This is a genomic window from Mesorhizobium sp. IMUNJ 23232 (genome assembly GCF_044326205.1).
Lineage (GTDB): Bacteria > Pseudomonadota > Alphaproteobacteria > Rhizobiales > Rhizobiaceae > Kumtagia.
In genome coordinates this window covers 1-23,874 of sequence record NZ_JBIRCY010000065.1, presented here as the reverse complement: position 1 = coordinate 23,874, position 23,874 = coordinate 1, and the positions used below count along the sequence as shown (strand labels likewise).

Annotated in this window: 26 protein-coding genes; 16 read left to right on the top strand and 10 right to left on the bottom strand. The window is 63.9% G+C overall.

All coding sequences use genetic code 11. The features are described from left to right. The first annotated feature begins 1 nt into the window (after position 1). From ACH196_RS31345 to ACH196_RS31330, 4 genes are all read left to right on the top strand, one after another. A complete protein-coding gene (locus ACH196_RS31345) occupies positions 2-1,621 on the top strand; it encodes a benzoate-CoA ligase family protein (RefSeq protein ID WP_396650767.1) in 1,620 nt (539 codons plus the stop codon). Positions 1,622-1,733: 112 nt separating this feature from the next. Beyond that, positions 1,734-2,927 (top strand): kynureninase, encoded by a 1,194-nt coding sequence (kynU, locus tag ACH196_RS31340; protein WP_396650766.1) that lies wholly within the window; start codon positions 1,734-1,736, stop codon positions 2,925-2,927. Further along, positions 2,924-3,763, top strand: a complete 840-nt coding sequence (gene kynA, locus ACH196_RS31335; RefSeq protein WP_396650765.1) for a tryptophan 2,3-dioxygenase — start codon at positions 2,924-2,926, stop codon at positions 3,761-3,763. Before kynU ends, kynA begins: the two co-directional genes overlap by 4 nt. A 42-nt stretch (positions 3,764-3,805) precedes the next feature. Then, a complete protein-coding gene (locus ACH196_RS31330) occupies positions 3,806-4,201 on the top strand; it encodes a RidA family protein (RefSeq protein WP_396650764.1) in 396 nt (131 codons plus the stop codon). An 18-nt stretch (positions 4,202-4,219) separates the two neighbouring features. Here ACH196_RS31330 and ACH196_RS31325 read toward each other — a convergent pair whose 3' ends face one another. The 5 genes from ACH196_RS31325 to ACH196_RS31305 are packed head-to-tail and all read right to left on the bottom strand — an operon-like array spanning position 4,220 to position 9,137. Further along, positions 4,220-5,680, bottom strand: a complete 1,461-nt coding sequence (locus tag ACH196_RS31325; protein WP_396650763.1) for an aldo/keto reductase — start codon at positions 5,678-5,680, stop codon at positions 4,220-4,222. Further along, positions 5,664-6,680 (bottom strand): branched-chain amino acid ABC transporter permease, encoded by a 1,017-nt coding sequence (locus ACH196_RS31320; protein WP_396650762.1) that lies wholly within the window; start codon positions 6,678-6,680, stop codon positions 5,664-5,666. Before ACH196_RS31320 ends, ACH196_RS31325 begins: the two co-directional genes overlap by 17 nt. Next, the gene (locus ACH196_RS31315; protein ID WP_396650761.1) at positions 6,677-7,588 is read right to left on the bottom strand and encodes a branched-chain amino acid ABC transporter permease; all 912 of its coding nucleotides are present in this window, start codon (positions 7,586-7,588) and stop codon (positions 6,677-6,679) included. The genes ACH196_RS31320 and ACH196_RS31315 overlap by 4 nt, the downstream gene beginning before the upstream one ends. After that, a complete protein-coding gene (locus ACH196_RS31310) occupies positions 7,585-8,322 on the bottom strand; it encodes an ABC transporter ATP-binding protein (protein WP_396650783.1) in 738 nt (245 codons plus the stop codon). Before ACH196_RS31310 ends, ACH196_RS31315 begins: the two co-directional genes overlap by 4 nt. 2 nt (positions 8,323-8,324) lie before the next feature. After that, positions 8,325-9,137: an ABC transporter ATP-binding protein gene (locus ACH196_RS31305; protein WP_396650760.1), complete on the bottom strand. Its 813-nt coding sequence runs from the start codon at positions 9,135-9,137 to the stop codon at positions 8,325-8,327. Between the two features lie 164 nt (positions 9,138-9,301). On the opposite strand from ACH196_RS31305, the gene ACH196_RS31300 reads away from it, so the two are divergent. The 4 genes from ACH196_RS31300 (at position 9,302) to ACH196_RS31285 (ending at position 12,757) form a co-directional block, all read left to right on the top strand. Next, entirely contained in the window at positions 9,302-10,018 is a 717-nt protein-coding gene (locus ACH196_RS31300) for a GntR family transcriptional regulator (RefSeq protein WP_396650759.1), read from the top strand. After that, positions 10,011-10,358, top strand: a complete 348-nt coding sequence (locus tag ACH196_RS31295; RefSeq protein ID WP_396650758.1) for a TIGR04076 family protein — start codon at positions 10,011-10,013, stop codon at positions 10,356-10,358. Before ACH196_RS31300 ends, ACH196_RS31295 begins: the two co-directional genes overlap by 8 nt. 1 nt (position 10,359) lies before the next feature. Continuing rightward, positions 10,360-11,409: an aldo/keto reductase gene (locus tag ACH196_RS31290; protein WP_396650757.1), complete on the top strand. Its 1,050-nt coding sequence runs from the start codon at positions 10,360-10,362 to the stop codon at positions 11,407-11,409. A gap of 88 nt (positions 11,410-11,497) precedes the next feature. Next, the gene (locus ACH196_RS31285) at positions 11,498-12,757 is read left to right on the top strand and encodes an ABC transporter substrate-binding protein (protein WP_396650756.1); all 1,260 of its coding nucleotides are present in this window, start codon (positions 11,498-11,500) and stop codon (positions 12,755-12,757) included. Positions 12,758-12,926: 169 nt separating this feature from the next. On the opposite strand, the gene ACH196_RS31280 is transcribed toward ACH196_RS31285, so the two are convergent. Then, entirely contained in the window at positions 12,927-13,886 is a 960-nt protein-coding gene (locus ACH196_RS31280; RefSeq protein WP_396650755.1) for a hypothetical protein, read from the bottom strand. Positions 13,887-14,060: 174 nt separating this feature from the next. Beyond that, positions 14,061-15,179: an LLM class flavin-dependent oxidoreductase gene (locus ACH196_RS31275; protein WP_396650754.1), complete on the bottom strand. Its 1,119-nt coding sequence runs from the start codon at positions 15,177-15,179 to the stop codon at positions 14,061-14,063. A 120-nt stretch (positions 15,180-15,299) separates the two neighbouring features. On the opposite strand from ACH196_RS31275, the gene ACH196_RS31270 reads away from it, so the two are divergent. The 3 genes from ACH196_RS31270 (at position 15,300) to ACH196_RS31260 (ending at position 16,842) form a co-directional block, all read left to right on the top strand. Continuing rightward, positions 15,300-15,854, top strand: coding sequence for a winged helix DNA-binding protein (locus ACH196_RS31270; protein WP_396650753.1), 555 nt, complete (start codon positions 15,300-15,302; stop codon positions 15,852-15,854). A 148-nt stretch (positions 15,855-16,002) separates the two neighbouring features. Continuing rightward, entirely contained in the window at positions 16,003-16,392 is a 390-nt protein-coding gene (locus ACH196_RS31265; protein WP_396650752.1) for a cupin domain-containing protein, read from the top strand. 60 nt (positions 16,393-16,452) lie between these two features. Further along, positions 16,453-16,842, top strand: coding sequence for a cupin domain-containing protein (locus tag ACH196_RS31260; protein ID WP_396650751.1), 390 nt, complete (start codon positions 16,453-16,455; stop codon positions 16,840-16,842). 171 nt (positions 16,843-17,013) lie between these two features. Here ACH196_RS31260 and ACH196_RS31255 read toward each other — a convergent pair whose 3' ends face one another. Both ACH196_RS31255 and ACH196_RS31250 read right to left on the bottom strand, forming a co-directional pair. Beyond that, on the bottom strand, positions 17,014-18,105 hold the full coding sequence (locus tag ACH196_RS31255; protein WP_396650750.1) for an LLM class flavin-dependent oxidoreductase: 1,092 nt from the start codon (positions 18,103-18,105) through the stop codon (positions 17,014-17,016). A gap of 192 nt (positions 18,106-18,297) precedes the next feature. Then, the gene (locus ACH196_RS31250) at positions 18,298-18,750 is read right to left on the bottom strand and encodes an SMI1/KNR4 family protein (RefSeq protein WP_396650749.1); all 453 of its coding nucleotides are present in this window, start codon (positions 18,748-18,750) and stop codon (positions 18,298-18,300) included. A 270-nt stretch (positions 18,751-19,020) separates the two neighbouring features. Between ACH196_RS31250 and ACH196_RS31245 the strand changes: the two genes are divergently transcribed. The 5 genes from ACH196_RS31245 to ACH196_RS31225 all read left to right on the top strand — a co-directional run bounded on the left by ACH196_RS31245 (position 19,021) and on the right by ACH196_RS31225 (position 23,595). Continuing rightward, positions 19,021-20,217 carry a pyridoxal phosphate-dependent aminotransferase gene (locus ACH196_RS31245; RefSeq protein WP_396650782.1) on the top strand — a complete coding sequence of 399 codons (1,197 nt, stop codon included), beginning with the start codon at positions 19,021-19,023 and terminating at the stop codon, positions 20,215-20,217. 78 nt (positions 20,218-20,295) lie between these two features. Continuing rightward, positions 20,296-21,093 carry an ABC transporter substrate-binding protein gene (locus ACH196_RS31240; protein WP_396650748.1) on the top strand — a complete coding sequence of 266 codons (798 nt, stop codon included), beginning with the start codon at positions 20,296-20,298 and terminating at the stop codon, positions 21,091-21,093. 88 nt (positions 21,094-21,181) lie between these two features. Next, positions 21,182-21,946, top strand: a complete 765-nt coding sequence (locus tag ACH196_RS31235; protein ID WP_396650747.1) for an amino acid ABC transporter permease — start codon at positions 21,182-21,184, stop codon at positions 21,944-21,946. Further along, on the top strand, positions 21,912-22,283 hold the full coding sequence (locus ACH196_RS31230) for a nuclear transport factor 2 family protein (protein ID WP_396650746.1): 372 nt from the start codon (positions 21,912-21,914) through the stop codon (positions 22,281-22,283). The genes ACH196_RS31235 and ACH196_RS31230 overlap by 35 nt, the downstream gene beginning before the upstream one ends. 43 nt (positions 22,284-22,326) lie before the next feature. After that, the gene (locus tag ACH196_RS31225) at positions 22,327-23,595 is read left to right on the top strand and encodes a cysteine desulfurase-like protein (protein WP_396650745.1); all 1,269 of its coding nucleotides are present in this window, start codon (positions 22,327-22,329) and stop codon (positions 23,593-23,595) included. A gap of 147 nt (positions 23,596-23,742) precedes the next feature. On the opposite strand, the gene ACH196_RS31220 is transcribed toward ACH196_RS31225, so the two are convergent. After that, positions 23,743-23,874, bottom strand: a 132-nt coding sequence (locus tag ACH196_RS31220; protein WP_396650131.1) for an integrase core domain-containing protein, incomplete at its 5' end; no start/stop codon positions are given.

The window sequence follows — 23,874 nt, the reverse complement described above, 5'->3', positions numbered from 1 at the left end:
GATGCTCGGTCCTTCGGCGCACATAGACACGTTCGCGCGGGACAACCTCCCGCCAGAAGACGAGTGGCCGGATTTCCTGCTCGACGGTTTCGACTATCCCGAGTATCTCAATGCGGCCGTCGAACTGACGGACCGCATGGTCGACAAGGGATTTGGCGACCACACGGCGCTGATCGGCAACGGGCGGCGGCGGACCTACAAGGAACTGTCGGACTGGACCAACCGGCTGGCGCATGCGCTGACCGAAAATTATGGGGTGAAGCCGGGCAACCGGGTGCTGATCCGCTCGGCCAACAATCCGGCCATGGTGGCCTGCTGGCTGGCCGCCACCAAGGCTGGCGCGGTGGTCGTCAACACCATGCCGATGCTGCGTGCCGGCGAACTGACGCAGATCGTCGACAAGGCCGAGATCGGGCTCGCGCTCTGCGACACGCGCATCAAGGACGAGCTCGTCGCCTGCGCCAAGGACAGCCGTTTCCTGAAACAGGTGGTCGGGTTCGACGGCACCGCCAACCACGACGCCGAACTCGACCGCATCGCGCTGGACAAATCTGTTCGCTACGAGGCGGTGAAGACCGGTCGCGACGACGTGGCGCTGCTGGGCTTCACCTCCGGCACGACCGGCGTGCCGAAGGCCACCATGCATTTCCATCGCGACCTGCTGATCATTGCCGACGGCTATGCCCGGGAAGTGCTGGGGGTGACGCCCGACGACGTGTTCGTCGGCTCGCCGCCGCTGGCCTTCACTTTCGGGCTCGGCGGGCTGGCGATCTTCCCGCTGCGCTTCGGCGCGGCGGCGACGCTGCTTGAAAACGCCTCGCCGCCCAACATGATCGAGATCATCGAAAAATACCGCGCGACGGTGAGCTTCACCGCGCCGACGGCCTATCGCGCCATGCTCGCCGCCATGGAACAGGGCGCCGACCTGTCGTCGCTGCGCGTCGCCGTTTCGGCCGGCGAGACGCTGCCGGCGCCGGTGTTCGAGGACTGGACGAAAAAGACCGGCAAGCCGATCCTCGATGGCATCGGCGCCACCGAGATGCTGCACATCTTCATCTCCAACCGGTTCTCCGACGCCGCGCCCGCCAGTACGGGCCGGCCGGTCAGCGGCTACGAGGCGAAAATCGTCGACGAAGAGATGAACGAGCTGCCGCGCGGCGAAGTCGGGCGGCTGGCGGTGCGCGGACCGACCGGCTGCCGCTACATGGCCGACGAGCGCCAACGAAAATATGTGCGCGACGGCTGGAACCTGACCGGTGATTCCTTCGTGCAGGATGAGGACGGCTATTTCCATTTTGCGGCGCGCTCCGACGACATGATCATCTCGTCGGGCTACAACATCGCCGGGCCGGAGGTGGAGGCAGCGCTTCTCGCCCATGTCCATGTCAGGGAATGTGCCGTGATCGGCGTCGCAGATGTCGATCGAGGGCAGATCGTCGAGGCGCATGTCGTGCTGGTCGAGGGCGTTTCGGCGGACGATCTGACGCGGAAAATTCTGCAGGACCATGTGAAGGCGACGATCGCGCCTTACAAATATCCGCGTTCGGTGAAGTTCATCGATGCCCTGCCGAAGACGCAGACCGGGAAGATCCAGCGGTTCCGGTTGAGGGAGGGAAAGTGATGGTCGCCGATGTAGTCGCAGGGGACAGTTTACTTTCTTTCGGCAGAAAGGCCGCAGCGGTTCAGACGTCGCGCGGGCCGAAAAAAGTAAACTGTCCCCGGGCTGCCCACTCATGACCGACTTCGCCAAAACCAGGGCGCTGTTCCACCTGCCCGACGGCGTCGTCTACATGGACGGCAATTCGCTCGGGCCGCTGCCTATCGCCGCCAAGGAGCGCGTTGCGAACATGCTCGCCAACGAATGGGGTGGGCAGCTCATCAAGGGCTGGAACAGCGCCGGCTGGTACGTGCAGCCGCGAAAAGTCGGCGACCGCGTCGGAAAACTGATCGGCGCGCCGGAGGGCACGGTCGTCATGGGCGACACGCTATCCATAAAAGTCTACCAGGCGCTGGCCTCAGCGCTCGAACTCAATCCGAAGCGCAAGGTCGTGCTGTCGGACAGCGGCAATTTTCCCTCCGACCTCTACATGGCGCAGGGGCTGATCGGCTCACTCGGCAAGGACCATGTGCTGAAGGTGGTCGAGCCGGAAGAGGTCGGGAACGCGATCGATGATAGCGTCGCCGTGCTGATGCTGACAGAGGTCGACTACCGCACCGGGCGGCTGCACGACATGAAGGCGCTGACGAAAAAGTCGCACGCTGCCGGCGTCCTGACCATCTGGGACCTGGCGCATTCGGCGGGCGCGCTGCCCATCGACTTGACCGCGGCACAAGCCGATTTCGCGGTCGGCTGCACCTATAAATATCTGAACGGCGGACCGGGCGCGCCGGCCTTCATCTATGTCGCGCCAAGACACGCCGAGACCGCGCGCCCTGCCCTTTCCGGCTGGATGGGCCACGCCGCGCCGTTTGCCTTCGACCTCGATTATGCGCCCGCGCCCGGCATCGAGCGCATGCGCTGCGGCACGCCGCCAGTGATCGCGCTGACGGCGCTGGACGCGGCGCTCGACGCCTGGGACGGCGTGTCGATGGAAGATGTGCGCGCAAAATCGATCGAGCTCGTCGACCTGTTCATCCGCGAGGTTGAGGCGCGCAGCCCGGACCTCGTGCTCGCTTCGCCGCGCGACGGCACGAAACGCGGCAGCCAGGTGTCGTTCCGACACGACCAGGGCTACGCCATCATGCAGGCGCTGATCGCCCGCGGGGTCATCGGCGATTTCCGCGCCCCCGACGCCATCCGCTTCGGTGTGACGCCGCTCTATCTGGGGCGCGACGAGGTGGTGAGGGCGGCCGAAATCCTCGAGGACATCATGACGAACCGGCTGTGGGACCGGCCGGACTATCTTCGCAAGGCGGCGGTGACGTGAGCGCAAAACCCTACGATCCGGCGCGCGAGGGCGCGGAGATGTCGTTCAGGGACCGCATGTCCTACAGCGACTATCTGCGCCTCGACCGCGTGCTGGACGCGCAGGAACCGCTGTCCAGCGCGCATGACGAATTGCTGTTCATCATCCAGCACCAGACCTCCGAGTTGTGGATGAAGCTTGCCATCCACGAGATCCGCTCGGCGATCCGCGCCATCCATGACGACGAGTTGCAGCCGGCCTTCAAGATGCTGACACGGGTGGCCCGCATCTTCGAGCAGTTGAACAGTGCCTGGGACGTGCTGCGCACCATGACACCCAGCGAATACACGGAATTCCGCGGCTCGCTCGGCCAGTCGTCTGGGTTCCAGTCGTGGCAATACCGGGCGATCGAATTCCTGGCAGGCAACCGCAACCTCGCCATGCTCGGCCCGCACGCGCATCGCGAGAATCTGGTCGCGATGCTGGAGGAGATACTTTCCGCGCCCAGCCTCTACGACGAGGCGCTGCTGCTGCTTGCCCGCAACGGCTTCGACATCGGCGAAGACGCACGGCGCACAGATTGGCGCGAGACGCGTGCCGAGAACTCGCATGTGCTGGCGGCGTGGAAAGCCGTCTATGCGGCGCCGGAGCAACACTGGCTGCTCTACGAACTGGCGGAGAAACTGGTCGATTTCGAAGACTATTTCCGGCGCTGGCGCTTCAACCACGTGACGACGGTCGAGCGCATCATCGGCCTGAAGCGCGGCACCGGCGGCACGGCCGGCGTATCCTATCTGCGCCGGATGCTGGATGTCGTGCTGTTTCCGGAACTGTGGAAAGTAAGGACCGAACTTTAAGCCGTTGCGGCAAAGAAGAATTTTGAACGTCTAGGAGTGGAAATGCACACGATCCTGCAGCCGGAAGGCTGGGCAAAACCGGTGGGCTACGCCAACGGCGTCTCGGCACGCGGACGGCAGGTCTACGTCGCCGGCCAGGTCGGCTGGAACGGCCAGTGCCAGTGGGAAACCGACGATTTTTCCGCCCAGGTGCGGCAGACGCTGGAGAACGTGGTGGCGGTGCTTGCCGAGGCGGGCGCCGGGCCGCAGCACATCACCTCGATGACCTGGTATTTCACTGACAAGGCCGAATATCTCGGCAACCTCAAGGGCATAGGCCAAGCCTATCGCGAGGTGATCGGCCGCAATTTCCCGGCGATGGCCGCCGTGCAGGTGGTGGCGCTGGTCGAAGACCGCGCCAAGGTGGAGATACAAGCAATCGCCGTCGTGCCGGACTGAAGTCGGGTCACCAACACCTCAATCCACCACCGCCTCCGCCTCGATCTCGACCTCGTAGTCGCCGATCAGGTCGCCGGCCTCGACCAGCGTGTTGGCCGGCTTGATGTCGCCGAAGACGCGGCCATGGGCGCGCGACACCTGTTCCCATTGCGCCGCATCGCGCAGGTAGATGCGGGTGCGCACGACATCCTCCAGCGAGCCGCCGAGCGCGTGGATCGAGGCGGCAATCTTGTCGAGAATATAAGTGGTCTGCGCCCCGGCGTCGCCGGGCGCCACGCAGCGGTCGGCGGCGTGCGTGGCCGTGGTGCCCGACACGCGAATGGTGTCCTTGACGCGCACGGCCCGGCTGTAGCCGGCGATCGGTTCCCAGACACTGCCTGACGAGACCCGGCTGCGGCCCAGCCTGCCGGGCACCGGCTCGGCGCTATAGATCGACGGTATGGCGTCGAGGTGGTGGCTCAAATCGCCGGAGGCGGTGAGGTAGGGCGGCTTGCGGTACTCATCGCCGCAGTCGCCGGGAATGGGCTTTGTGGCGGCGAAAGCGGCGTCCAGGGCGGCACGATCCTCGGCGTCCAGCGAAAAGCCGAAAACCTTCAGATTGTCGGCGCGATGCTCGCTCTCGCCGAGCCGCGCCCCGACGATCGTGGCGGACGCGGCGTCGTGGTCCAGCACCCAACGCGTCGCCACATTGGAGACCGAGACGCCATGTCTTTGTCCGATCGCGGCGGCAGCACGCAGTATCCCCTGAAAGGCGTCCCAGCCGCCCGCCGTGTCGATGAAGCGCTTGTATTTCGAGCGGCTCCAGTCGGCGATTGCCGTGGGTTCCGGCTGTCCAAGCCATTTGTCGGCGAGAAAACCGCCGCACAGAGTGCCATAGGCCAGCAGCTTTACGCCCTTGGCTTGGCACAGATCGGAGAGCGCGCCGGCGGCGCGGCGGTCGACCAGCGAGAAGGACACCTGGTTGGTGGCGACCGGGACGCCGTCGGCCAGCGCCAGCGCCAGATGCGCGGCGTCGAAATTGGTGACGCCGATCGCGCCGATCAGCCCCTCCTCGTTCAGCTGCGCCATCTCGTGCAAGGCGTCGAGCCAGGCGGGATGCTCGAACGTCCACCAGTGGAACTGCAGCAGATCGACCTTGTCGACACCCAACCGGTCCAGCCGTTCCTGAACGCCCCTTCGGACGATATCGGCGGTCATCGGACCGGGTTCGGGGCACCATTTGGTGAAGGCTGTGGGGCGCCGGCCGTGCGGGTAGCGGGCGAGCAGCCGCCCGGTGATCAGCTCGGCGCTGCCATAATGATCGGCCATGTCGAAGGTGTCGAAGCCGGCGCGGGCATAAGCGTCGAGCGCGTCGGCGCCGCGCTCGGGGACAAGCAGCGTTCCGTCCTTTTCGAGATCGGCGACCTGCCAGAGGCCGCAGACGAGACGGCTGATCGACAGGTTTTCGGCAAGGGCGATGCGGTCAGGCGTTGCCGGCACGGGGCGTCTCCTCGCTGGCAGTTTTCTTGGATGGCGCGGCGGGGCCCGCCAGCCGGCCGAGATGGCGCGAGACGATGCGCTCCTCGCCCAGAATGCCACGCGGCCGCAAAAGCAGGATGGCGCAGAGCGCGACGCCAATCATGACGATCTGCAGGGCGGCGGCGCGCGCCTGCTCGCCCGGTGGAAACAGGCCGGCCATGGCCCCGGCAGATCCGGCCCAGATACCCCAGACCAGCACCGCGCCAAGGATGGCGCCGCGATTGTTGCCGGAGCCGCCGACGATCAGCATCGCCCAGACCTGGAAGGTCAGCATCGGCACATAGTTTTCCGGGGCGATGAAACCGATGAAATGTGCTTGGCACCCGCCCGCCAGCCCCATGATGCCGCCACCGATGGCAAAAGCCTGGAGCCGGAATTTCGTGGCGTTCTTGCCGAGCGCTCGCGCCGCCGCCTCGTCCTCGCGGATGGCGCGCAGCACGCGGCCCCAGGGACTGCGGACCAGCCGTTCGAGTGCGAGATAGAGCGCCGCGACGACCGCGACCAGCAATCCCAGATTGGACAGGCTGAAGGCAAGCGGGTCGCCCGCCAGCGACGCGAAGGGCCTCGGGATGAAGCCGATGCCGAAGGGGCCACCTGTCACCGGTTCAAGGTTCAGCGCGACCAGTTGAACGGTGACAGCGACGCCGAAGGTGGCGATGGCCAGATAGTCGGCGCGCAGGCGGATGGTCAGCGCGCCGATCAGAAACGACACCAGCCCGGCGGCAAGGGCCGCGCCCAGCCAGCCGACCGCGACCGGCATGCCGAAACCGCCAAAACGCTCGGGCGTGTCCGGCGTGGTGAGCAAGGCCGAGACATAGGCGCCGATCGCCACGAAGCCGGCGACGCCGACATTGAACAGGCCGGTCTGGCCCCATTGCACGTTCAGCCCCAGGCACATGACGGCATAGGTCAGCGCCACGGTCAGGAAGAAGGCGACGTAGGCGACCAGCTCGACGCTCATTCCGGCCTCCCGAAAATGCCTTGCGGGCGGAGAAGCAGGACGAGGACCAGGATGACGAAGGCGATGGCCGCGCGCCATTCCGCGCCGATCAGTTGCACGGCAAGCGCCTCGGAAAGCCCGACGATCAGGCCGGCAAGCATGGCGCCCGGCACGCTGCCGATGCCGCCGAGGATGGCGGCGGCGAACAGCGGCAGCAGAAGGTCGAGCCCCATCTGCGGACGCACCTGCACAAGCAGCCCGGCAATGATGCCGGCGACGGCCGCCAGCCCGGCGCCCAGCAGCCAGACGACACGGATCACTTTCCGCACCTCGATGCCGACCACGCCCGCCAGCGCCGGGTTCTCGCTGACCGCGCGCATCGAGCGGCCGATCGCGGTGCGGGTCAGAAGCAGGTGGATGGCCACCACCAGCACCGCCGCCACGGCCAGCGACAGAAGCTGGTCGGGCGTGGCGCGGATGCCGCCGCCGAGCGGCAGGGCGATCTGCAGCGCCTTGGTGTAGTAGGCGGGTTTTGATGTGAAGATGAATTCAAGCAGGCTGCGCAGCGTGAGCGCGGCGCCAAAGCTCGCCATGACCATGATGATCACGGTGCTGCGATTGCCTCGCAAACGGCCGAACAGCAACGCGTCGACGACCAGTGCGAGCCCACCGGTAAGCGCCACGGCGGCGAGCAGGCCGATCGGCAGCGCCCAGCCGAAGGAGAACGGACCGATCGGCGCCAGGAAACCGGCGGAAACCGCGCCGAGAACGCCGGCGACGGCAAGCGCGAAATAGGCGCCCCAGGCGATGAACTCCCCATGCGCGAAATTGGCGAAGCGCAGGATCGAATAGGTCAGCGTCACGCCGATGGCGCCGAGCCCGATCATCGAGCCGGTGATGAGGCCGTCCATGAGCGCCTGCGGATTCACGACGCCCTCCGCTCGTGGCGCACGCCGAGATAAAGCTCGGCGACGATCGGATCGTCGGCCAGCGTCGCGGCTGGGCCTTCATAGCGTACAAGGCCCTCGACCAGAATGACGGCGCGGTCGGCAATGGCGAGCGCGGCCTTCACGTTCTGCTCTACCAAAATGACGGTGACGCCGGCGCGGTTGATCGCCTTCAGCCGCGAAAACACCTCGGCGACGATCTTTGGCGAGAGGCCGGCCGACGGCTCGTCAAGGATGAGAACGGACGGCTCGACGATCAGCGCGCGGGCGACCGCCAGCATCTGGCGCTGGCCGCCCGACAGTTGGCCTGCGCGCAGCGACGGCCGCGCCGCCAGGTCGGGGAACATCCTGTAGAGCTCGGCGATGCGGCGGGCCTGCCGTTCCCTCGGCAGGATATCGGCGGCGAGCCGCAGATTGTCCTCGATCGTCAGTGTCGCGAATATGTTTTCGGTCTGCGGCACGAAGGCCAAGCCGTGCCGGATTTTTTCATGCGCGGGAACATGGGTGATATCAGCGCTGCCCAGTAGAGCGGCACCGGAATGCACCGGCACGAGCCCGGCTATGGCTTTGACGAAGGTCGACTTGCCGGCGCCGTTCGGCCCGAGGACGACTACCAGTTCTCCCGTCGCGACGGAAAAATCGACGCCGCGCACGATCGGCAGGTCGCGCTCGTAGCCGGCGACCAGGTTTTGCGTGGCGAGCGCGGGCTGGGGCATGCTCATGCCGCGACCCCGCCGAGATAGGCTTCGACTACCGTGGGGTTTCGCGACACGTCGGCGGGCGCGCCCTCGGTCAGATAGCGGCCGGCGGCCATCACCACGACGCGTCCGCAAAGCCGCGACACCATTTCCATGTTGTGCTCGATCAGCAGGATCGATTTTCCGCGCGCGTTGAGGTCGAGCACGCGGTCGATGATTAGTTCCAGCAGCGTCGGGTTGACGCCCGCCGCCGGCTCGTCGAGCAGGATCGCCTGCGGGTCGGCCATCAGGATGCGCGCCAGTTCGAGCAGTTTTCGCTGGCCGCCCGAGAGCACCCGCGCCGGCTCACCCTCCAGATGCGACAGGGTGACGAAGTCCAGCAGCGACCGCGCTTTCTCGACAGCCGTCCTCTCCTCCGCCGCCACACGGCCCGGCCGCAGAAAATTCATGAAGATGCTCTCGCCGGCCTGGCGCTGCCCGCCGGCAAGCACGTTTTCCAGCACCGTCATCTCGGCGAAAGGTTTGGGTATCTGGAAGGTGCGGCCAACGCCGCGTTCGATGCGCCGCTCGGGGCCACGCCGCGACAGATCCTGTCCGCCGACGACAATGGTGCCGGCAGTCGGCTTCAGGCTGCCAGCCAGCAGATTGAACAACGTCGTCTTGCCGGCGCCATTGGGACCGATGAGACCGAGCATCTCGCCAGGGCCGAGCGAGATCGACATGCCGTCGACCGCCCGCAACCCGCCAAACTGTTTTAACAGCCCGCGCGCCTCGATCAGCGGCGCGCGCTCGCCGGCATTCGTCGAACCGTTCGGGGTGTCTGCGGATGACATCCAGTGACCGAGATATTTTGATCGATGATGTTTGATCAAACTTTACATCGGCGTCGATTGCAACTAGAAAATTCGCAGTTGACGCTTTCTGCTCATTTCCCTCCAGCGGTGGCGACCATGCGCGATCGGAAAGACTGGCACGACCTCAACGGCGCGGCGGCGCGATGAGCCGGCGCGGTCCTCTTTCTCCCGTCGGCCGCGAGACGCTGCACGACCGCGTCTATTCAGAACTTCGCCGCTCGCTGATCCACGGCATGTTCGATGCCGGCGACATGCTGCGCATCCAGGACCTCGCCGAAACCCTGCAGACCAGCACCATGCCGGTGCGCGAGGCGCTGGGGCGGCTGGTTTCGGAACAGGCGCTGGAGGCGCTGCCCAACCGTTCGGTGCGGGTGCCGCTGATCACGCGCGAACGGCTCGACGACCTCGCCGGCGCCCGCCGGCTGATCGAGGGCCAGGTAACGGCGCTGGCCCTGCCCCGGCTGACGGGCGACGATTTCTCCCGCCTTCGCCAGTTGACCGAGGACTGCGAGGCGGCCTTCCGCAAGGAGGATGAGGACAAGGCGCACCACACGTCCGAACTCAACCATGATTTTCATTTCTACATCTATCGCGCGGCCGGGTCGGCGGTGCTGATCCCGATCGTTGAGAGCCTGTGGCTGCAATCCGGCCCCTATGTGCGCGCCGCCGCTCAGATCCATGACGAGCACCGCGATATTTCGGCTACGCATTACCACTGGGCGCTGATCGAGGCGCTGGAGCGCGGCGATGAGGCAGGTTCGGTCGCGGCTCTCACCGACGACATCACCCGCTCGTTCAACCTGGTGCGTAGCCGCCTCGATGCCGACGACACGGAAGAGAGGAGCGTGGCCTATGGCTGAGCGCGACGATTCCTTCGACCTGTTCGACCTGCGCGTCGAGGTGGTGGCCGACGAGGGCGCGAAAATCTATTGTGGGGCGAAGGTTGGCGATTATTTCGAGCTGCGCGGCGAGATGCTGCACCTGCCGCCCGGCCAGGGCATCTCGATCTATTCGCTGTCGTCCGTGCTGCCGCTTCTCGCCGCCAAGCAGCGGCCGACGCACAAAAGCGACTGGATGACGACGGACGCCGAGATCGCCTGCCCCGACCCGCATTGCGGCTCGCGGCTGAGGATCACGAGGCTGGGGCTGCGAAAATTCAGCCATGCCGAGACGACGGCCGTGCCGCTCGGGGAAGACTGACATGCAACGCATAAAACTCGCGGCGGACTACGAGATCTCGCGGGTGATCCGCGGCGGCTGGCAGATGGCGTCGGGCCACGGCAGCGTGCGCAGCAACGATCCCATCGCCGACCTCGTCGCCTTCGCCGACGCCGGCATCACCACCTTCGACTGCGCCGACATCTATACCGGGGTCGAGGAGCTCATCGGCCGCTTTCGCGCCCGCTACCGCGAATTGCGCGGGAAGGAAGCGCTGGACCGCATCAAGGTTCACACCAAATTCGTGCCCGACCTCGACGTGCTGCCGCGCATCTCGAAATCCTACGTCGAAAGCGTGATCGACCAGTCGCTGCGCCGGTTGAAGCTGGAGCGGCTCGACCTCGTGCAGTTCCACTGGTGGGATTATGCGGCGGACCGCTGGCTGGAGACATCGGTTTGGCTGGAAGACCTGCGGCGCGCCGGAAAAATCCACAAGGTGAGCGCCACCAATTTCGACACTGGCCGCATGCTGCAAATAATCGAGGCCGGCGTGCCGCTGACCTCCATGCAGGTGCAGTATTCCCTGCTCGACAATCGCCCGGCAAAACGCAAGGTCGCTGCCGCGATCGAGCATGGCGTCTCGCTGCTTTGCTACGGCACTGTGGCGGGCGGATTCCTCGGCGACCGCTGGCTGGGCGCGGCCGAGCCGGATGACGGGCTGGAGAACCGCTCGCTGGTCAAATACAAACTCATCATCGACGAAATCGGCGGCTGGGAGTTGTTCCAGGCGCTGCTGCGGGCGCTGCGCGCTGTCGCCGACCGGCACGGCGTCGACATCGCGACCGTGGCCAGCGCCGCCATGCTTTCGCGTCCGGCGGTGGCAGGCGTCATTGTCGGCGCGCGCACCCGCGATCACCTCGATTCCAACCTCGCTATCTCCGACGTTCCGCTGTCCGACGAGGACTACAGGCAGATCGCCGCCGTGCTGGCGCAGGCCAGGGAACTCGAGGGCGACGTCTACACGCTGGAGCGCGACCGCCACGGCCGCCACGGCTCGATCATGAAATACAATCTGAACAAGGGAGCCGCCTGACGCCTGCGCCGGGCGGCCCGAACCGGTTTTTACCCGCAAATGAACCAACGGCCGCCGGGAGTCGGCCAAACCAGAAGGGGAATATGAGATGAAAAAACTGCTGCTTGCGACCACGCTGCTTGCCGGCGTTTCCGCCCTGCCGGCCATGGCCGCCGATTGCGACATCACCATCGGCGTCGTCATGGAACTGACCGGACCGGCCGGCGCCTACGGCCAGGCCGGCGCGAAGTCGGTCGAAATGGCCTTTCGCGATTTCAACGATGCCGGCGGCGTCGGCGGCTGTAAGCTCTTGACCGACACGCGCGACAGCCAGAGCCAGGGCAACGTCGCCGTCGACCAGGCAACGCAGCTCGTCAACATCAAGAAGGTGCCGGTGGTCATCGGCGGCATCATCTCGTCGGTGTCGATCCCGATCCTCACCTCGGTGACGGCGCCGGCCGGCGTCGTGCAGGTGTCGCCCGCCTCGTCATCGCCGACGCTCACCCAGCTTGCCCGCGACGGCAAGACCAACGGCGTGTTCTTCCGCACCATCACGTCGGACGCGCTGCAGGGCACGGCGGCGGCGAAATACGCCATCGACCAGGGCCTGAAAAAACTCGCCATCATCCACGTCAACAACGATTTTGGCGTCAACATGATGAAGGAGTTTTCGGCAGCCTTCACCAAACTCGGCGGCACCATCACCTCGACCACGCCCTATAACGAGAAGCAGGCGAGCTATTCGTCGGAAGCCAGTGCCGCCATGGCCGGCGAACCCGAGGCGCTCTACCTCGTCAGCTACCCGGTCGACGGCGCGACCATCGCGCGTGCCTGGATCTCCGGCGGCGGGCCGGCAAAATTCCTGCTCAACGACGGCATGAATTCGTCTGAATTCATCGACGCCGTCGGGGCTCAATATCTCAACGACGCCTTCGGCACCTCGTCGGGCACCGCCAAGACCGCCTCTACCGATTATTTCTACGGCGGTTACGAAGCGTTTTCGGGCGGTATCAAGCCGGATGCACCCGCTGCCGACCGCTCCTATGACGCCGGCGCCATCGTGGCGCTCGCCATCGCCAAGGCCGGCAAGGGCGACGCGGCGGCGATCAAAGCGGCTATCCCCGAGGTCACGGCCGCCGGCGGCGAGCCGATCCATGCCGGCAAGGACGAGTTCGCCAAGGCGCTGGGCCTGATCAAGGATGGCAAGCCGATCAAATACGAAGGCGTCATCGGTCCGGTCACCTTCGACCAGTATGGCGACATCACCGGTCCGTTCCGCCTGTGGCGGATCAAGGACGGCCAGGTGACCACCGTCGGCGAGATGAGCGCCGAGGAAGTCGACAAGATCAAGGGCGAACTGGCGAAATAGGCCAATCGTTAGAGCGAATAGCTCCCCGCTCTAGGCTGGAGCGGGGATCTGCCTTTCGCGGCTCTATGTAGCAAAAGCACCAAGCCGCGTATGGATATGGTTGTCAAACCTCGCGGTTGGACCACAACTCGGCATTACCGGACATGGCGGAGAGGCGTGGGGCGTCAGCCTATCCATCGGCCGCGACCCACTCTCTACTAAATACATGGAGGCCAAATTTTTTCGGGTCTGGCTCGGGTATCAACACCCAATGGGTGCCTTCGCGGGTTTCACCGGGCTTGAGGCCCTGAGCGACAGCCAGCCAGGTTTCCTCGTCTATTTCCCGATCGTCGCCGAGCATGCTGTAAAGCACCTTCACGCAAATGATAATGGTCACAACCGAAGTTTCACCGACGTATGGGGTGATCGGGCCGGGTCCGTTGCCGTGCTCCAATGTATCTGTTTTGTCGCGCCCCAAAATCATGCGTGGGCGTTCGGCACTCGATTGGCCCCTGCTTTCGGTGTGGTTGGTCACCGGATAAAAAAACAATGCCCATCTTTTGATTGCTGCTGGAGTCAAACCGCTATTCTTGATCGTTATAACAGAACTGCAAGTGAATTCCGACTTATCTGAGACAGATATTTTAAAGCTACCAGACTCGAAATGAATGTACGGGCGCAACTGCTGCAATTGCAGGTCCCGGGCTTGATCCAGGGCGGCGTCGGCGGACGCTTTGGCGCTTTCAACACCTTCTCGCGTGGCCTTGAAGGTGGTGAACACTAAGAACACACCTATGGCACTCAGCCCTACACCCAGGATGGCCGCGCAACCCATGAGGAAGGTCCAGACAGCCGTGACCCTCTGCGCTACCAGGTCTTGTTCTTGGCGCTCGTTTTCACGTGCTTTGTGACGCGCCTCCGCGATGCAATTCGCTTGGTGAACAAGGGGCAGCACGAGACAGGCATCGCGAGCTTGATACTCGTTATTCCGGGTATATTCTTGGTGACGTCGATCAGCCTCCCAGTTATATTCGACTTGCTTCCCGCGCCCGTACAATACAACAGCGACACAGACAGCAGCGGCCACCAAAACGGCAAATACGCCGATTAGCTTAGCTGCAATTCGCCTATGCCTAGTGCTGTCAGACATCAAAGCAAGAAAGCTGCCGTGAATTTCCCCCGAGACAGCTTATTGCGCCGGTCACCTCTTCCTCGTCAACTCCCGTCGCCGCCAGTTTCTCAGCTAGCTGCGTCTAGGTGATGCCTTTCCGCTTCAATTCGGCTTTCCGGAGGTGTGCTGCTTGTGTGTGGCGCGTCAACGTACTCACGCAGCCGCAGCGGCTTGCTGCCTTGCCACGCGAATACCCCGCTGTTCGAGCAGCGGCAGCACATTGTCCCGGAAATACGGAAACTCCTCGACATAATCGACGAAGGACAGTGTGGTGCCCTTGAACCCCGCCTGATGCAGCGAGGCGATGCCCTCGGCCACCTGCTCCGGCGTGCCGGTGAGCGGGAAGCCGCCGTGGCCGGCCGCCATGCGGTCGCGGATCAGCGCCAGGAGATCGTGCGGGAAGGATTGCGCATGCGCGAATTGCAGGCGCACCAGATTATCCACCGCCTCCCAGTCGGCATTCGCCTGGCCGAAATGCTGAAGATAGTCCTTCGCCTCCTTCTCGGTCGGGCGGCAGACGACATGGCAGAAGGTCAGCACGTCGATGTCGCGGCCGGCCTCCCTGCCCTGCTGCTTCAGCGCGGCGATCTCTTCCGCCGAGCGTGACAGGTCGATGGCCGGCGTGAACAGGAAATCTGCATTGTGCACCGCGAATTTGCGGCCCTGCTCGGAGCCAGCGGCGTTGAGGATCGGCAGCGGCGAGGACGGACGCGGGTCGCCGAGCACATTCTTCAGCGTGAAGAATTTTCCGTTCCAGTCGAAAGCTTCCTCACGGCTCCATAGCGCGCGAACAATGTCGAACCATTCCTGCGCATAGCCGTAACGCGTCTCGTGGTCGTCGGGCAGCGTCAGGCCCAGCGCCTCGTATTCCGGCTTATTCCAGCCCGCGACGATGTTCAGCCCGATGCGCCCGCCGCTGATCTGGTCGATGGTGGCGAGTTGCTTGGCGACCACGACCGGATGGTTGGCGGCGGTGTGGGTGGTGGCGAAGACGGTGATGTCATTGGTGTGCGCCAGCAGGCCGGCGGCCCAGGTGATGGTCTCCAAAACGTTGCCGTGGAAATTCGTCTCGCCGCCATAGCCGATCCAGCGGGCGATCGGCAGCATGAAGTCGATGCCTGCCGCGTCGAGCAGCTTCGCCAGCTTCAGATTGTTGTCCCAGGAGCTTTTCCAGCGCTCCGGCAGTTTCGTCACCGTCATGCCGCCCGAGCAGTTGGACGCAAATGTGCCGAGCAGGAACTGGTCGCGGTCGAACATGCGGTTGCGTGTCATCGCATTCTCCTCCATCGATGAACCCCATTTTAGATTTAATTTTATGATAGAAAGTCTATTTGATTTTCAAAGTGGACGCAAGGTCAGCGCTGATGCATCTTCCGCCCGGAGGAGACCTTCATGACGCGCCGCGCCCCGTCCGCCGATCCGCCGAAAAAAATGCTCGACCGCTCGTGGCATCTCGCCCGCACGCCGCAGGAAATGGACGTGGCGGAGCTGGAATACGCGCTGATCCGCTGCTTCGAAGCGTTCGGCCACTGGCAGGCGGAATGCCTGGCCTCGGTCGCCGACTTTGCCGCGAGCGGGCCGGAGAACGCGCTGCTGCACATGATCCGCATGAACGACCGGCCGAAGAGCGTGCGCGACCTCGCCCACATGGCCAACCGCCAGGACGTTCCCAACATCCAGTACAGCCTGCGCAAGCTGATCAAGGGCGGCATGGTGGTGCGCAGCGGCAGCGGCCGCTCCGGCGTCACCTACGAGACCACCGAGCTCGGCCGTGCCGTGTGCGACCGCTATGCCGACGTGCGCGCCGACCTTCTGATCGAGCCCGTGGCGCGCGTGCCCGAACTCGCCAAGCGCCTGCAGGAGGCAGCGCGCACGCTGGACACCATGACCGGCATCTACGAGCAGGCGGCGCGCAACGCCGCGACCCACCGCCATCGGCCGAGGTGAAGCGGGACGGGGGAAGGCACCAAGGCGGTAGCAAAAGGAATCGTAGGAGCGATTTTTACTTTCTTTCGGCAGAACAGCGAAGCAATTCAGAAGTCGCGCGGTCCGAAAAAGAAAACGGTCGCCGGCATCATCACGGAGAAGGACACCCATGCTGAAAATACTTCTGACCGCCCTGTCGATGGCGCTGCTGCCGGCAGCCGCGTTTGCCCAGGACGCGCCCACCGGCATCACGCGCACGCCGCTGCAATCGGTGGACTTTCCGGATGGATACGAGACACTTCTCGGATTGACCGAAGTTGCACCGGGTGCGCAATCCAGCCCCAACTCGCATCCCGGCCTTGAAACCGGATATGTTCTCGAAGGTGACGTGACGATCTCCATCGCCGGCCAGGCGGACATTGTCCTGAGGGCCGGTGAGTCCTACACGATATCGGCAGGCACGGTGCACCATGTGAAAACCGTGGGCGACAAAGCGGCCAAGATCATCACGACCTACGTCATTGAACGAGGCAAGCCGCTGTCAACCCCGGCGCCTTAGTGCTTGGGCGTTCGATCATAAACTGGCCTGCCAACGTCACTTTCCGAGGAGGAAATCGCAATGTTGAGACTTGCTCTCATCGCTGTCTCGTTCGCCATGTTGACCGTGGCTTCGGATGCACAGGACGCGCCCGCCGGCATCAAGCGCACCCCGTTGCAGAAGATCGCCTTCCCCGAAGGCTACAGCACCGTCATGGGGCTGGCAGAGATCGCGCCGGGCGCATCTTCGGGACGCCACACCCATCCGGGCATCGAGACCGGCTATATCCTCGACGGCGAGGTGCTGATGTCGGTCGACGGACAGCCCGACCAAACGCTGAAAGCCGGCGATTCCTACCAGATCCCGGCCGGCGTCGCGCATGACGTAAAGGCGGTGGGCAACGGTCCAAGCAAGGCACTGGCCACCTACGTGGTCGAAGCAGAGAAGCCGCTGGCGAGCCCGGCGCCGTAACCCTCCCCTTGCGGGGAGGGTCGGCGAGCAAGCGGAACGAAGTGGAGCGCGTAAGCCGGGGTGGGGGTGACCTCAGAATAGAGCGCTTCATCCTGAGGTCACCCCCACCCGCGTCGAAAAACCTCGGGTTCCGCTCGGTTTCCTCCGCGACCCTCCCCACAAGGGGGAGGGTTAGCAACGATACCCCGCCTCCCTCAACAACGGCAGCACACGGTCGCAGAAATACGGCAATTCCTGCGTGTAGTTGACGAAGGACAGCGCGATGCCCTCATGACCCTGCCCGGCTATTGCGGCCATCTCCTCTGCGATAGTCTCCGGCGAGCCGACCAGCGGATAGGTGCCTGCGCCGCCGGCGAAACGCTGGCGGTAGAGGTCGTAGGCGCGGGTGTCGTGCGACTGCGAAAATTCCTTCTTGCCCGCCATATGCGCATCGACCGCCGCATGGTCGGCCATCTCAACCGCGTAGCGGTCGTAATAGGCTTTTGCCTCCTCGACCGTCTCGCGGCAGACGACATGGGCCACCGTGTAGCAGCCGACCATGCGGCCAACCTTGTCGGCGCGCTCGCGAATGTCGGCGACGTGTCTTCCCGCATCGGCCAGTTCGGAAAAGGTAGTGAACAGATAATCGCAATGCGCCGCCGCGAAATCTCGGCCCGGCCCGCCGAAGGCCGCGTTCATGGTCACCGGACGCGGCGCCTGCAGGCTGGCGGGGCGGCTGACGGCTTCCTTGAGATGATAGTAGGTCCCGTCATAATCGAGCGGCTCATCCGAGGCGTAGAGCTTTTCGACGATCTCGATCCATTCGGCTGCCTGGTCATAGCCCTTCTCGACCAGCGGCGTGCCGAACATGCCGAATTCCTTCGGATTCCAGCCGCAGACGATGTTGAGGCCGGCGCGACCCTGGCTGATGTGGTCGACGGTCGCCAGCGCCTTCGCCGCATAGAGCGGATGCACCAGCGGCACATGCACGGTCATGAACAGGCCGATGTTTTCGGTCGCCGCCGCCAAGCCCGCCGCCCAGGTAAACGTCTCGAAGGAATGCTCGCGCACCTTGTTCTTGCCGCCAAAACCCTTCCAGCGGGCGATCGGCAGGAAAAAATCCAGTCCGGCGCGGTCAGCGATCTGCGCGGCAGTCAGGTTGTCCGGCCAGGTCGCCGTCCACCGCTCCGGCACATCGGTGATCGCCAGCCCGCCGTCGGCGTTGGCCGAAAAGACGCCGAGCTTTAGCCGGTTCGGGCCTTTCAACGGATGCGGTTTTGCCATGCGGATGTTCCTCCCGAGCGGCACGCTACGGGCTGGCGGAAATATTTCAAGCATGAAACGTCTGCGTGCTTCGCAGCGGACGCGTCTGGGCTTATGTCTCGTGCTGGGTGGACCGAGGAAGGAAAGATAACAGCGAGAGAGACTGTGGCTTCAGCGGAGCCCAGTTGGCCGACTCAACTATCCCTGCCTCTTTCAGATCTGCTCGCGAACACCGTTGAGGAAAAACGCACCAAAATCGGTAGCGATGTGTTGCCTCGGTTCAGGCGCAGCGCCGGCCCAGTGGAGGAACACTGGGCTTTCCTGGTCGCCCAACTCAACGCAATACCAACCGCCGTCGCCACTACTGCCGATGATGGCATATTCGCTGGGCAAACCGTTTTCCCGGCGTTCGTTCAGCGTAAGCCAAACACCATTCGGCACGGTCGAGGCCCCGAACTCCTGGTCTATGACGCCATAAACTTCGAGGGCGCCGAAATTGCCGGCGCCAAGGCTGCTAACGAAAGCGCGGTAGGTGGGCGGCAGCCTTCCAGCGAGCACATGCTCTGCCGACAGGATCAGAGTTTCATCGCGTGGTCCTGCGAACCAAGCCTGATCAGCATTTTCGGCGATGATCTTCAGCGCCTCGTCCAAATCGACCATGCTCATCGCATCACCCTGTCCAAGCGTTGAAATCAAATGCCTTTAGCATGGTCACGAGCCGATCCGACGGCAAGTTCCAGGTCTTGCGAAAACAGTGAGGCCCACTGGAAGGAGCGGCTGGACCACTAGCTTTGTTTTAAGCTTGAAATTATCATCTTGAAAACCGCCGCGCTTCGGATAAGCATTCCACTGCCGGTCGCGTCAGCCGCGTGAGAACTTCATCCAGCGACGCCATCCGCGTCCCGTACGCTTGAAGGGTTTTCGTCCTTGTCTTTCATGCCGCCCCAGTCGTCGTCCGTGGCCAAGGCGCGCTACGCATTCGACGGCATCCGCGCCCAGCTCCGCGACCTGCACACCGAAACCATCGCCAACCTCGCCATGCGCGCCCGCGAGATCGGCGACGTCATCGCGCTGTGGTACGGCGAAGGCGACATGGTGACGCCGGCCTACATCCGCGACGCCGCCAAGCAGGCATTCGATGACGGCCTGACCTTCTACATTCCCAACATGCGCGGCTACGAGCCGCTGATCGAGGCGCTGTCGGACTACCAGACCCGTCTGCACGGCCAGCATATCGGCATCCCGCGCACAACGGTGACGCCGAGCGGCATGCAGGCGCTGTATTTCGCGCTGGAACTGCTGGTCGATGTCGGCACCAACGTCATCTACGTCGCGCCGCAATGGCCCAACATCCACAACGCCATCCACCTGATCGGCGGCGAGCCGCGGCCCTGTCATCTCGATTTCGACGGCGACTGGCGGCTCGACCTCGAAAAACTGTTCGCCATGTGCAACGCGCGCACCCGCGCCATTTTTCTCTCGACGCCGTCCAACCCCACCGGCTGGACGGCCAGCCGCGAGGAGATGCTGGCGCTCCTGGAATTCAGCCGCCGCACCGGCATCTGGATCATCTCCGACGAGGTCTATGCGCGGCTCTATTTCGACGGCGAGGTAGCGCCGTCGATGCTGCAGGTCGCCGAGGACGGCGACCGCGTGCTCGCCGTCAACAGCTTTTCCAAGGCCTGGGCGATGACCGGCTGGCGGCTGGGCTGGCTGACGCATCCTTCCGGCGTCGCCGACCAGCTCGGCGCGATGACGCAATACATCAACAGCGGGTCGGCCGGGCCGATCCAGGCCGGCGCCAACGCGGCGATCCGCCAGGGCGAGCCGCTGGTGCATGAGATCCGCGAACGTATCAGGACGGGTCTCGACATCGCTTACGGCAAGCTGGCGCAGCTACCCGGCATCATCCTGCCGACAAAACCGCGCGGTGGCATGTATGCCTTCTTCGCCTTCGAAGGGCAGGACGACTCGCGAAAGGTATGCGCGGACATTCTCGAAAAGGCGCATGTGGGGCTGGCGCCAGGCTATCTTTTCGGCAGCTCCGCCAACGCCTTCCTGCGCATGTGCGTGTGCCGCGACGCAGGCCAGATCGATACGGCGCTCGACCGCATGGTCGAGGCCATGAAATGACGTCCCGCTAAAAAGGCGGGACGGCAACAACCCGGGCGGACGAGAATCTGCGCGGATCAACAACCAGGGGAACGTACAATGAGCATAACACGCCGCAGCCTTCTGATCCTCGCCGCCGCCGTCGGCTTCGCCGCCGGCCCGATCGCCGCACACGCCGAGAGCGTGCTGAACGTCGCCTCCTATCCGAACAACCCGCCCTTCGAATTCAAGGCCGAGAGCGGCAATTTCGAGGGTTTTGAGGTCGACATCGTCACCGAGGCGGCAAAGCGTAACGGCATGACCGTCAACATCGAGGGTTACGACTTCCAGCCGCTGTTCGCCGCCACCAGCTCCGGCCGTGTCGATGTGGCGATCTCCTCGATCACCATCACCAAGGAGCGGCTCGGCTCGCAATCCTTCACCCAGCCCTATTACGACTCCGACATGGGCATCGCAGCCAAGAAGGATGGCGCGGTGAAGGGCCTCGCCGACCTCAAGGGCAAGATCGTCGGCGTGTTGTCCGGCTCCACCGGCGAGAAATACGCCAACGACAACAAGGAGGCCCACGGCTTCAGCGAGGTCAAGGGCTACAACACCCAGCAGGAAGTGCTGCTCGACCTCGCCGCCGGCCGCGTCGACGGCGTCGTCAGCGACGTCCCGGGCATGGAATATGCCTTCACCAAGATGCAGGGCCTGGCCGTCGTGGAGCGCATCAAGACCGGCGAGCAGTATGGCCTGATGGTCACCAAGGACTCGCCTCTGGTGGAAAAGCTGAACAGCGCGCTGACCGAGATGAAGAAGGACGGCACGCTGCAGGCGATCCACAAGAAGTGGTTCGGCACCGACGCACCCGCCGATTCCTCGACCGTCAAAGAGGCACCGCTGCCGAAGCCCTGATTTTCTCGATACCATCGCAGGACTGTGTCGTGCCGGCTTCCCGCCGGCACGATCGTTTCGGACATAAGCGCCGTTTCCGGGGATGCCGATGACCTTGCTCGACACCTTCTTCAACGCCAACGTGCTGGTCTCGGCTTTTCCGGCGCTCATGCGCGGCCTGTTCAACACGCTGCTGCTCGGGGTCATGAGCATCGGCGTCGGCGTGCCGGCGGGGCTGCTGATCAGCCTGGTGCGCCTTTATGCGCCGAAGCCGCTGCGCTGGCTCGCCATCGGCTACATCGACATTTTTCGCGCCATGCCGATCCTGGTGGTACTGATCCTGATCTACTACGCGCTGCCCTTCGTCGGCATCCGCTTGTCCTCCTGGGCGTCGGCCATCATGGCGTTCTCGCTGGTGCTTGCCGCCTATTCGGCGGAAGTGTTCCGATCAGGCATCGAAAGCATCCCGAAGGGCCAGTTCGAGGCGGCGCAGGCGCTCGGCCTGCCGTTCCTGCTGACACTGCGCAAGGTGGTGCTGCCGCAGGCGGTACGTCTTGTCATCCCGCCAACCACCAGCAATTGCGTCTCGATGTTCAAGGACACGTCGCTGGCCTCGGTGGTCGCCCTGCCGGAACTGCTCAAGGAGGCCAACAACGCGCAGGCGCTTTACGCAAATCCGTCGCCGCTGATCGGCGCCGCGCTCGTCTATCTCGCCTTCCTGTGGCCGATGGTTCGGCTGGTCGGCTACGTCGAAAACGCGCCAAGACGGCGGCGCGGTGACTCAGGATTTCATACCTTGAACGCGCACGGACAAGACATCGATCACCAGGAGACGGGCAATGGATATTCGAGCGACATTGACGGAACTGTGTGAGGCATTCAACACGCACGATCTCGATCGCATCATGGGGTTCTTTGCCGACGATTGCGTCCTGGAGATGCCCAGGGGAAGCAAGCCCTGGGGTTCCCGCTTCGAGGGCAAACGCAACGTACGGGAGGCGCTGGCAATGCGCTTTGCAGGCCTGCCCGATGTCCACTACGGCGCCGACCAGCATTTTGTGGATTCGGCCGCAGACACCGGGATGTCGAAATGGACCCTGACGGGGACCAGCCTGGACGGGACCAAAAAGGAAGTCCGGGGTTGCGACTTCTATACGTTTCGCGACGGCAAGGTGATCCGCAAGGACTCGTACTGGAAAATCGTCGAATAGGAGCCCGATGTTGGCCCACCCGAACCACCCACAAGGAGCGCCCGTGAACCAGCACCTGACCATTGAGACCACGTCATTTCCGGTTGAAACGATCCGCAAAATGTTCCCGGCGCTGGAGAAGGCCGGCGACTTCATCTTCTTCGACAACGCCGCCGGCGCGCAGATTCCGCAGAGCGTGCTCGACGCGGTCACCAACCATCTGGTCGGCCACAATGTGCAGCGCGGCGGCCGCTATGGGCGCAGCGTCACGGTCGACCAGTCGGTGGCGCAGGCGCGCGAGAGCGTGGCGCTGCTGATCAATGCCTACCGGCCGGAGGAAATCTGCTTCGGCATGAATGCCACCTCCTTCATTCGCCTAGTCAGCCTCGGCATCGGCCAGATGCTGTCGGAACGTGACGAGATCATCGTCACCGACATGGACCACGACGCCAACATCGCCACCTGGCTGGCGCTGGAACCGGCCGGCGCAAAGTTCAAATGGTGGCGGATGCGCGAGGACGGCAACCTGCATGTCGACGACCTCGCACCGCTTCTGTCGGAACGAACACGCCTTGTCGCCTGCACGGTGACGGCGCATTCGATCGGCTCGATCGTCGATGTCGCGGCCGTGGCGGCAATCGCCCACGCGGCCGGCGCCGAAGTCTTCCTCGATTGCGTGCATTTCGGTCCGCACGGGCTGATCGACGTGCAGATGTGGGATTGCGACTACCTCGTCTGCTCCGGCTACAAGAACTTTTCTCCGCATATGGGTTTCCTGTGGGGCCGCTTCGAGATGCTGAAGCGGCTGCCGACTTTCCGCGAGGATTTCATCCCCGACGAACCGCCCTACAAGGTCGAGGCCGGCACTTTCGTCTATGAGAACGTGTCCGGCATGGACGCCGCCGTCCGCTACCTCGAATCGATCGGCCGCAATTTCGCGCCCGCCAACAACCGCTCGCGCCGCGAAAACATCGTCGCCGGCATGGCCGAAATCCGCGCCTACGAGATCTTCCTCGCCCGCGAGATGCTGCGCGTGCTAAACGGCGTCGGCGCGACGATCTACGGCATCGGCGACGAAAAACGCGTCGGCCAGCGCGTGCCGACCTTCTGCTTCAACATCGGCAAACTGTCGCCGCAGATGGTCGTGGAAGAAATGGCCGCACTCGGTATCGGCATCCGCGACGGCCACATGTACGCGCCGCGGCTGATGAAGCGGCTCAACCTCACCATGGACAGCGGTTGCATCCGGGTGTCGCTGGTGCACTACAATACGGTGGAGGAGATTCTTCGGTTCGAGGGGGCACTGAAGGATATTATCGCGCGGAATGGATAGGCTCGGCCGGAGTCGGGTCGCACCGCAGTAGTCGACCCGAGGCCTCGTCGTTGGTGATGTCTCGACATTTTCAGCGCGCTTGATACCATGCGCGGCATGGATCCGAAGTTGTTGAAGATTGGACGAGGCGCGGCAATTGGGAGTGGTCTAGGTGTCATTTCCAAGGACGTTGTCCTTGATCAATCTAGCTATGGGTGGTTTTCCGCCGAGGGCGGCGTGAGGTCTGCGGTTGTTGTAATCGCCGAGCCATGCAGGCATTGCGGCGGTTCGCTGTGCGGA